Genomic DNA, 8,039 nt, shown 5'->3' on the forward strand with positions numbered 1-8,039 from the left:
CAACATGCGAAAGGTCGACGGATGGCAGACGCTCAACACCAAGGTCGCCGACCGCCCGATTGACCTGGCCGCCTGAACCTATACCTTCAAACCGCCGGAGGCTGCGTCACGCCGAATTCCAACACAATCCGATACGGCACCCGACCCGATTTGGTTCTGGCTCTTGTTCCTGATAAACATCACGGTCGGCGGAATGACGCCGCCCTTCGGCTACACGATCTTTGCGCTCAAGGGCGCGGCCCCGCAGATTCCGCTCGGCGAGCTGTTCGCCGCCTCCTGGCCGTTCGTCGGGCTGTTCGTTCTGGGGATGATCATCCTGGCCCTGTTCCCGGACATCGTGACTATCATACCGGCCATGATGTGAGGGCGGACGCCAGTGCCTCGGTCGGATAGCCTGATGGCGCTTCGGCTCCCGGCCGGCGGGCCTACCGCCGTTCCGGCTCGGCGACGATGCGGTTCTCCAGCGACCCGACGCCCTCGATTTCCACCCGCACCCGGTCGCCGGGCTGCAGGAACCGCGGCGGCTGCATGAAGGCGCCCACGCCTGCCGGCGTCCCGGTCGAGACCACGTCGCCGGGCTCGATCGTCCAATGGCGCGACAGGTAGGCGATCAGGTCGGGGATGCCAAAGATCATGTTGCTTGTGTTCGTATCCTGCCGCAGCGCGCCGTTTACATGTGTCCGCAGGGTCAGGCGGTCCGGCCTGGGGACCGCGTCGGCGGTGACCAGCGCCGGTCCCATGACGCCGAACGTGTCGAAATTCTTGCCCAACAGGCGCAGGCCGGGGTCGCGGGCGAATTCGCGCGCCGTGATGTCGTTGATAACGGTATAGCCGGCGACGTAATCCATCGCCTCCCGCACCGACACGTGGCGCCCTCGCCGCCCGATGACGAAGGCAAGCTCGCCCTCATAGTCGAGTTCGGTCACCTCCACCGGTTTGACGATATCGTCGTCGGGGCCGATGACGGTTGAGGCGAAGCGGGTGAACAGGGAGGGATAGGTGGGAAGCGCCCGCCCGCCTTCCTCGGCGTGGTTGGGATAGTTGAGGCCGCAAAAGACGAATTTCGTCGGTCGCGGAACCGGCGCGCGCAGGACCACGCGTTCGCGCGTAAAGGCAATGCCGCGCAGCGCCGCCCGCCCGTCGCGTTCCAGCCCGCCGGCGACTGCCTTCACGACTTCTTGGGCGGCCGCCATGCCGGGCGCGCCGAGATCGAGCAGCGCCACCATGTCGCTGATCCGCGCGAGGGGCGAGGCTCTTCGCGAGACCCGCGCCAGGCGGCGCGCCGCTGCCGCCATGTCGACGACCCACCCGGAACCGCCGAGAAGGGCGCCGACGCGACGGCGGCCCTGCGCCTCGAAGGTGACCAATTCCATGACCCATTTCCTTGTCGATTCGTGCTGTCTGTGCTCAATTAGCTATCAGGCTTGGGCCTGTCGATCAGCACGGAGGGTTTTTTCGATGAACGCTACTTTCGGGGGCATGATGTTGCCGCTGCCCACGGTCTTCGATCACGATGGGTCGATCGATGAGCCTTTGATGCGCGACTTCGTCGATTTCTATATCGACGCGGGCGTGGACGGTCTTTTCGTCAACGGTTCCTATGGGCAGGGCCCGGCGATGGACGCGCGGGAGCGCCGCCGCGTCGCCGAACTGGTGATCGAGCAGAACCAGAAGCGGCTGCCGGTGATCGTCCATGTCGGCACCGCCGATCCCTACTCGACCATCGCGTTGGGCCGCCACGCCCTGGAGAAGGGCGCGGACGGCGTCGGCGTCGTCGGCCCCTACTACTATGCCGACCACACGCCCGAAGAAATCCAGCTCTATTTCCAGATGGTGGCCGGCGAGCTGAAGGCCCCCATGCTCCTCTACGACAACGCAAACTACCAGGGCTATGCGATCGGACCGGCGGCCTTGGCGAAGCTAGCTAAGGACTGCCCCAACATCGTCGCCGGCAAGCTGGCCAAGGGGACCATCAACGAGGTCATCCGCTATCGCAACGTGATGGGCCCGGACTTCACCATCTTCGCCCCCTCGGAGTGCCTGTTCCCGGGCCTTCTGATGGGACAGTCGGGCACCATCAGCCCGCCGCTCGCCGCCATCCCACAGCTCGGCGTGGAGCTGATCGCCGCAATCAGGCGGGGCGACCACGATCGGGCGATCGAACTGCAACGCGCCTCCAACGAATTCAACGCCGTGAGCTTCGAGGGCTGGAAGCGCTACGGGCGGGGCTTTTTCATCATTCCGCTGCGCGACGCCGGCTTCGATGTCAAGATGTACCCCCGCTGGCCTACGCCCCCGGTTTCGGACGAGATGCGCGATCGCGTCCTGGCGGTTCTGCACCGGGCGCGGCGGCTCGTCGAGGCGCCGGCCAGGCCGATGGCGGTCGCCGGGGAGTAGCTGCGTCCGCCTTCTCCGGCAGTCCGCGGCAGCGCAGGACGAGCATCGAGAAGGGGTACGTTTTCCCATGCGACGCGTCGCATTTCGTGTTCGAATGAACGTCACGCCTGAATGGCGCGACGCAAGGTGGCTGTTCGACACCAGACAAAAAACTGGAGGAAACAAATGGCCGGACAATTGAAGTTTGGAGCCCGTTGGCTCGCCCGCGCGATCGTGGCGATGGGCTTGGCGCTGGGAATTTTCGCGCAGGAGGGGGCGGCCGCGCAGAGCAAGCCCGTCATCATCGGCACGCTCGGGACCGGCTCGATCAACTATGCCGGCGCGGTGGCGCTCGCCGACATCCTGAACAAATATACCGACCTCAAGGCCTCGGCCTTGCCGCAGTCGGGCATGCCCGCCCTGCTCTCGCTTCTCAAGGAGGGCGCGATCCATGTGGGGACCGTGTCGGCGCCGGTGGCGCAGATGGCGAACACAGGCACCCGGCTGCAGGAGGGACGGCAGCAGGATCTGCGGCTGCTGCATCCGCTCTATTCGGTCGAGCAGGCGCTGCTGGTCGCCGCCGACACCGAAATCCGCGCCGGAGCGGACCTCGCGGGCAAGAAGGTCTCCGGCCGCTACACCGGCGATCCGGGAACCGAGTTGGGGATTCTGGGGCACCTTGCCAATCGCGGTCTGAGCTATGAGGATGTGGTCGTCGTTCCGGTTCCGAACTATCCGGAGAGCGTGAAGTCGGTGATCGAACGCCGCGCCGACGTGGTGGCCTCGGGGCTGACCTCGCCGCTCATCCAGCAGCTTCACGCGGCCCGCGGCTTCCGCGTCATTCCGGCCGACACCTCGCCCGAGGCGGTTGCCCGCACCCGCGAGGCGGCGCCCGGCTTCAGCGTTGCGAAAATCACCAAGTCGGACGATCCGTCGCTCAAATGGCTGGCCGACGACCCGGAAGTGCCAGAGGAACTTACCCTCCTGCAGTACTGGTTCTACTTCGTCGTCACGCCCGACCTCGACGAGGAGATCGCCTATAAGATCAACAAGGCGGTCTGGGAGCATCACAAGGAGCTGGCGCCGGTGCAGATCAAGTTCGGCCGCGACTGGACCCCGGAGAAGATGACGCCCGCGGATGCGACCGTCCCCTACCATCCGGGCGCCGTTCGCTTCTTCAAGGAAGTCGGCGCGTGGACCGATGAGTTGGAGAAGAACCAGCAGGAACTGCTCCGCTAGGACCCGGTAGAAAAAGGCAGGGGACCTGGCGGTGGAGAACGCGCAGGGCGAAGGCGAGCAGCGGTTTCGTCAACTGAAAGGCCTGCCTGGAGCGCTGGCGGGGCTGCTGCTCATCCTGCTCGCCGCGATCGGGATCGGCTATACGCTGCAACTGCACCTCTATTTGGACTTCCTGGTCCTCGAGGTGCAGTATCTCGGCGCGCTGCTGGCCCTCGCCCTCGCTTCGATCTTCCTGCTCGTGCCGCACCGTCCCGGGGCCTCCCGCGAACGGGTCCCGTGGTTCGACTACGGCCTTGCCGTACTCGGGCTGGTCGTCGGCGGCTATGTGGCGTGGCACTATCCCGTCATCCTGATGCGTCCGGGGATGACACCCCTCAATGTCGGTCTCGGAGTTATCGCCGTCGGGCTTCTGTTCGAGGCGGCGCGGCGCAGCCTCGGCTGGGCGCTGGTGCTGTTCGCGCTTGCCAGCATGGCGCTGGCCTTTTGGGGGCACCTGATCGGCATCAGCGTCATCGAGTTCTCGTGGCAGCGCTGGTTCTACTTCTTCTATCTCGACGAGAACGGCATCTTCGGCAACATACTGGGGCTGCTGGCGACCGTGGTCTTCGCCTTCGTGGTCTTCGGCCAGGTGCTGACCTATGCCGGCGGCAGCGACGCCATCATCGACCTGACCAAGGCCCTGGTCGGGCGCTACACCGGCGGTCCGGCCAAGGCGGCCGTCCTGGCCAGCGGGATGATGGGCAGCATCACCGGCTCCATAGCGGTCAACGCGGTAACGACGGGGACCATCACCATTCCGCTGATGAAGCGGAACGGCTATCCGCCGGCCTTCGCCGCCGGCGTCGAGTGCGCGGCGTCCACGGGCGGCCCGCTGCTGCCGCCGGTGATGGGCATCACCGCCTTCCTCATGGCCGAGTTCCTCGGAATTCCCTATTTCGAGGTGGCGCTGGCGGCGTCGCTGCCGGCGTTGCTCTATTTCATCATCATCTACGTCCAGGTGCACTGCGAGGCGGTGCGGTCGGGACTGAGGGGGTTGCCGGCCTCGGAACTGCCGCCGCGCGGAAAATCGGCGCTGGCGGCTCTGCCCTTCATGGTTCCCCTTTCGGTCATCATCTTCTTCCTCTTCGTCCTGCGTTATTCGGCGGAGCGGGCGGCGCTCTATGGTGCCGCGGCGGCGATCCTGGTCGGCTTGTTGTTCGCCGCCGCCCGGCGGCGCTTTGCCAGGGTCGACCGACTGCTCATGGACATCGCGCGCAGCTTCCTCGTCCTCGCCGTGACGGGCAGCCTTGCCGGGGTCATCGTGTCGTCTCTCGTCCTGTCGGGCATCGGGCCGACCTTCGTGTCGGGAATCCGGGATTTGGCGGGCGACAGCCTGATCCTGATGCTCATCCTCGCCGCCATCGTCAATCTCATCCTGGGCCTCGGGCTGCCGGCGATCGTGACCTATATCGTGCTCGCCGTCCTGGTGGCGCCGACCATGATCCAGTTCGGCGTGCCGCCTCTCGCGGCCCATCTGTTCACCCTCTATTTCGCGGTGGCCGCCGAGCTCACGCCGCCGGCCGGTGCGCCGATCTTCATCACCATGTCGATTGCCCAGGCGAGCTTCATGCGAACGGCGATGGAGGGGCTGAGACTGGCCGCTGGCGTCTTCCTGCTGCCCTTCGTCTTCGTCTATCACCCCGGCCTTCTGCTGCTGGGGTCGGGCTTGCAGATCGCCCTGGATTTCCTGGTCGCATTGGCCGGGCTGGTGGCGGTCTCATTCGGCCTGCGTGGCGTCATCACGCGGCGCATCGGCTACGTCGCCCGTGCCGTGCTGCTGCTTGTCGGCGGCGCTCTGCTGTTCCCCGATTGGCAGGTCAAGCTGGCCGGCGCGTTCGTTCTGGTGACCGCCTGCGGCCTCATCTATTGGCAGCAGTTCTCATCGCTCCGGCGCCGCCTCGACGAAGGACGCTGACGGCACCGAACCGTCAGATGCGCCTGAGCGGTATGGTCCAGGCCAGGAAGGTCGCCAGCGCCGGAAAGCTGGCGATGGTGAGGAACGCGGCGCGGAAGGCGGCGCCGATATCCGCCTCGACGGCCGTTCTTTCCGCCGCCGGCAAGGTCTGAAGCAGCTCCGGGCCGCGCCGCAGGATCTCGCCGAACAGCTCGGCCGTCTGTGTGCTCTCCACGGCGAGGGCGGCAAACAGGACGACGCCCACGGCGGCGGTGCCGAACGCCGCGCCGAGCGAGCGGGAGAACTGCACGGAAGCCGCCGCCGTTCCCAGCATCTTCAACCCCGCCGAGGACTGCACGGTGACCTGCACGACGGCCATCACCGTCCCCATGAACAGCGTGGCGAGCCCCACCGCCGCGGAAAACCACACCGCGCTCGACCGCGTCTACAGGCTCGCCATAAGCCTGCCCGAGGCGCCGCTGGTGCGCTTCCGTGCCAGGACCGCGAGCCTGCCCAAGACTACCGAGGCCGAACGTCTGGTGGTCCAGCGCATCGGCCAGGATATCTTCCGTGACGCCCTGATGAAGTACTGGGGCGGTTGCTGTCCGCTGACCGGGATCACCGACGCAGCCCTGCTGCGCGCCAGCCACATCATCCCGTGGAAGGATTGCGCGGACGACGCCGAGCGGCTGAACGTCCACAATGGCCTGCTGCTCTCGGCCCTATGGGACGCGGCCTTCGACCGGGGCCTCGTGACCTTCGACGACGCGGGCCGCCCCGAATTCTCGCCCGCCTTGAGCGAGGAGGCGCGCGCCGAGCTGCGCTGGCAGGCCCCAATCCCGCTGACCGACAAACACAAGGCGCGGCTCGTCTGGCACCGCGCGAACTGCTTCGCGAGGGCCGCACCATGAAACCCCACTCGATCAACATCTTCCTGCTTGACGGCGATCCCGGTGGCATCCGCGTCGCCCAGATCTCGATGTCCACGATCCAGGCCATCGCCTTCCGGCGCAACCAGTTGCGGAGGGTGCGCGAGGCCTTTCCTGAAATCGAGCGGCCGGGGGTCTACATCCTGATCGGGACCGATGATGCCGAGCCGGACCGGCTGCTGTCGTATATTGGCGAATCCGAGGGCGTCGGTGCGCGCCTCGCGTTCCACAACTCGAACGAACAGGGCCACGACTCGAAGTCGTTCTGGACCGACACCGTCGTTCTGATCAGCAAGGACGAGAATCTGACCAAGAGCCACGCGCGCTATGTCGAGGCCTGCCTGATCCGGGCCGTGTACGGGATTACCATGACAACGCCGCCTAAAACGAGTTTACTGGGCGATATCCGCTAAGGGAGGGAAAGCCATGACAACAATCAACAGACGGAATGCAGGGATTGCCATCGCGGCGGCCCTGGCAATGGGATTCGGCTTGGCCGCCGGATCGGCTAAGGCGCAGGACGCCGCGTCCTTTTTCGAGGGCAAGACGATCAAGATCATCGTCGGCTACGGCCCGGGAGGGGGATTCGACTCCTATGCGCGCATGCTCGCGCCGCATCTGGAAAAGAGCTTCGGCACCACCGTCATCGTCGAGAACCGGCCGGGCGGCGGCGGGCTGAGCGCGCTCAACCAGCTCGTCCGCGACAGCGACGGCGGTGCCGAGATCATGCTGCTTCATGGCGAGGCGGCCGTGCTGGCGCAGGTCGTCGAGAAGGAGGGGGTTACATTCGATCTCACCAAGGTCAATTTCCTCGGCCGCGTCCAGTCCGAGCCGAGGGTCATCCTGGTCAGCGCGAATTCTCCCTATCGCTCGCTGAAGGACCTTCTGGCGTCGGACCGGCCGATCAAGTTCGCGGCCGGCGGCAGGACGGACGGCATCGGCGACGTCACCACGACCCTGTGCGAGGGGCTCGGCCTCAACTGCCAGCTGATCACCGGCTACAAGGGGAGCAAGGAGGCCTCGCTCGCCGCGATCAGCGGCGAGGCCGACGCAATGACGATCACCGAAAGCTCGTCGAAGAGCATTTCCCAGGGCGGCAAGATGATCCCGGTGGGGACGCTCGACCAGGAGCGCGGCGCGCTGTTCCCCGATCTCCCGACTGTGTTCGAGCAGGTCGATCTTCCCGACGACAAAGCCTGGTGGATCGAATTCCGGTCCGGCATTGCCAAGATCGGCCGGACCCTCGTGACCGGGCCGGACGTGCCCGAGGATCGGGTCGAGTATCTGCGCGAGAAGATCAAGGCCGTATTGACCGACCCTGCCGTCATGGAGGAGGGCGCCAAGACCAAGCGTGATGTGCGTTACGAAGCGCCCGCCGCGACGGTGAAGTTCGTCAAGGAGGTTCTCGGCTCGCTCGAGGGCGAACAGCTCGCCGCGGTCCGCCATGTCCTGCTCGAGAAGTACTAGTGGTAAAAATCAGACGGAAGAATCCACGCAATTTGGCGGAAAACCGGGCGCCACGTGGCGGGACGAGGGTTCCTTACGTCTGATTCTATCCACTA

At 65.8% G+C, this 8,039-nt stretch carries 9 protein-coding genes; 7 read left to right on the forward strand and 2 right to left on the reverse strand.

Translation table 11 applies throughout. The features are described from left to right. The first annotated feature begins 148 nt into the window (after positions 1-148). On the forward strand, positions 149-364 hold the full coding sequence (locus tag Q8P46_14800) for a TRAP transporter large permease subunit (GenBank protein ID MDP2621416.1): 216 nt from the start codon (positions 149-151) through the stop codon (positions 362-364). A gap of 61 nt (positions 365-425) precedes the next feature. Here the strand turns inward: Q8P46_14800 and Q8P46_14805 are convergent, their stop codons facing one another. Then, positions 426-1,373 carry a fumarylacetoacetate hydrolase family protein gene (locus tag Q8P46_14805; protein MDP2621417.1) on the reverse strand — a complete coding sequence of 316 codons (948 nt, stop codon included), beginning with the start codon at positions 1,371-1,373 and terminating at the stop codon, positions 426-428. 85 nt (positions 1,374-1,458) lie between these two features. Here Q8P46_14805 and Q8P46_14810 point away from each other — a divergent pair, with 85 nt between their 5' ends. The 3 genes from Q8P46_14810 to Q8P46_14820 all read left to right on the forward strand — a co-directional run bounded on the left by Q8P46_14810 (position 1,459) and on the right by Q8P46_14820 (position 5,569). Continuing rightward, complete coding sequence (locus Q8P46_14810) at positions 1,459-2,397, forward strand: dihydrodipicolinate synthase family protein (GenBank protein ID MDP2621418.1); 939 nt, start codon at positions 1,459-1,461, stop codon at positions 2,395-2,397. 165 nt (positions 2,398-2,562) lie between these two features. After that, complete coding sequence (locus Q8P46_14815; protein MDP2621419.1) at positions 2,563-3,615, forward strand: TAXI family TRAP transporter solute-binding subunit; 1,053 nt, start codon at positions 2,563-2,565, stop codon at positions 3,613-3,615. A gap of 31 nt (positions 3,616-3,646) precedes the next feature. Further along, a complete protein-coding gene (locus Q8P46_14820; GenBank protein MDP2621420.1) occupies positions 3,647-5,569 on the forward strand; it encodes a TRAP transporter fused permease subunit in 1,923 nt (640 codons plus the stop codon). Between the two features lie 13 nt (positions 5,570-5,582). Here the strand turns inward: Q8P46_14820 and Q8P46_14825 are convergent, their stop codons facing one another. Further along, positions 5,583-5,927, reverse strand: a complete 345-nt coding sequence (locus tag Q8P46_14825; GenBank protein ID MDP2621421.1) for a hypothetical protein — start codon at positions 5,925-5,927, stop codon at positions 5,583-5,585. On the opposite strand from Q8P46_14825, the gene Q8P46_14830 reads away from it, so the two are divergent. Genes Q8P46_14830 through Q8P46_14840 form a run of 3 tightly spaced genes read left to right on the forward strand, consistent with a single transcriptional unit; the run spans position 5,908 to position 7,944 of the window. Continuing rightward, on the forward strand, positions 5,908-6,459 hold the full coding sequence (locus Q8P46_14830) for an HNH endonuclease (GenBank protein ID MDP2621422.1): 552 nt from the start codon (positions 5,908-5,910) through the stop codon (positions 6,457-6,459). The genes Q8P46_14825 and Q8P46_14830 overlap by 20 nt on opposite strands. Then, the gene (locus Q8P46_14835; GenBank protein MDP2621423.1) at positions 6,456-6,890 is read left to right on the forward strand and encodes a GIY-YIG nuclease family protein; all 435 of its coding nucleotides are present in this window, start codon (positions 6,456-6,458) and stop codon (positions 6,888-6,890) included. The genes Q8P46_14830 and Q8P46_14835 overlap by 4 nt, the downstream gene beginning before the upstream one ends. A 13-nt stretch (positions 6,891-6,903) precedes the next feature. Next, positions 6,904-7,944: a tripartite tricarboxylate transporter substrate-binding protein gene (locus Q8P46_14840; protein ID MDP2621424.1), complete on the forward strand. Its 1,041-nt coding sequence runs from the start codon at positions 6,904-6,906 to the stop codon at positions 7,942-7,944. The last annotated feature ends 95 nt before the right edge of the window (positions 7,945-8,039 follow it).

Source organism: Hyphomicrobiales bacterium (assembly GCA_030688605.1).
Taxonomy (GTDB): Bacteria; Pseudomonadota; Alphaproteobacteria; order Rhizobiales; family NORP267; genus JAUYJB01.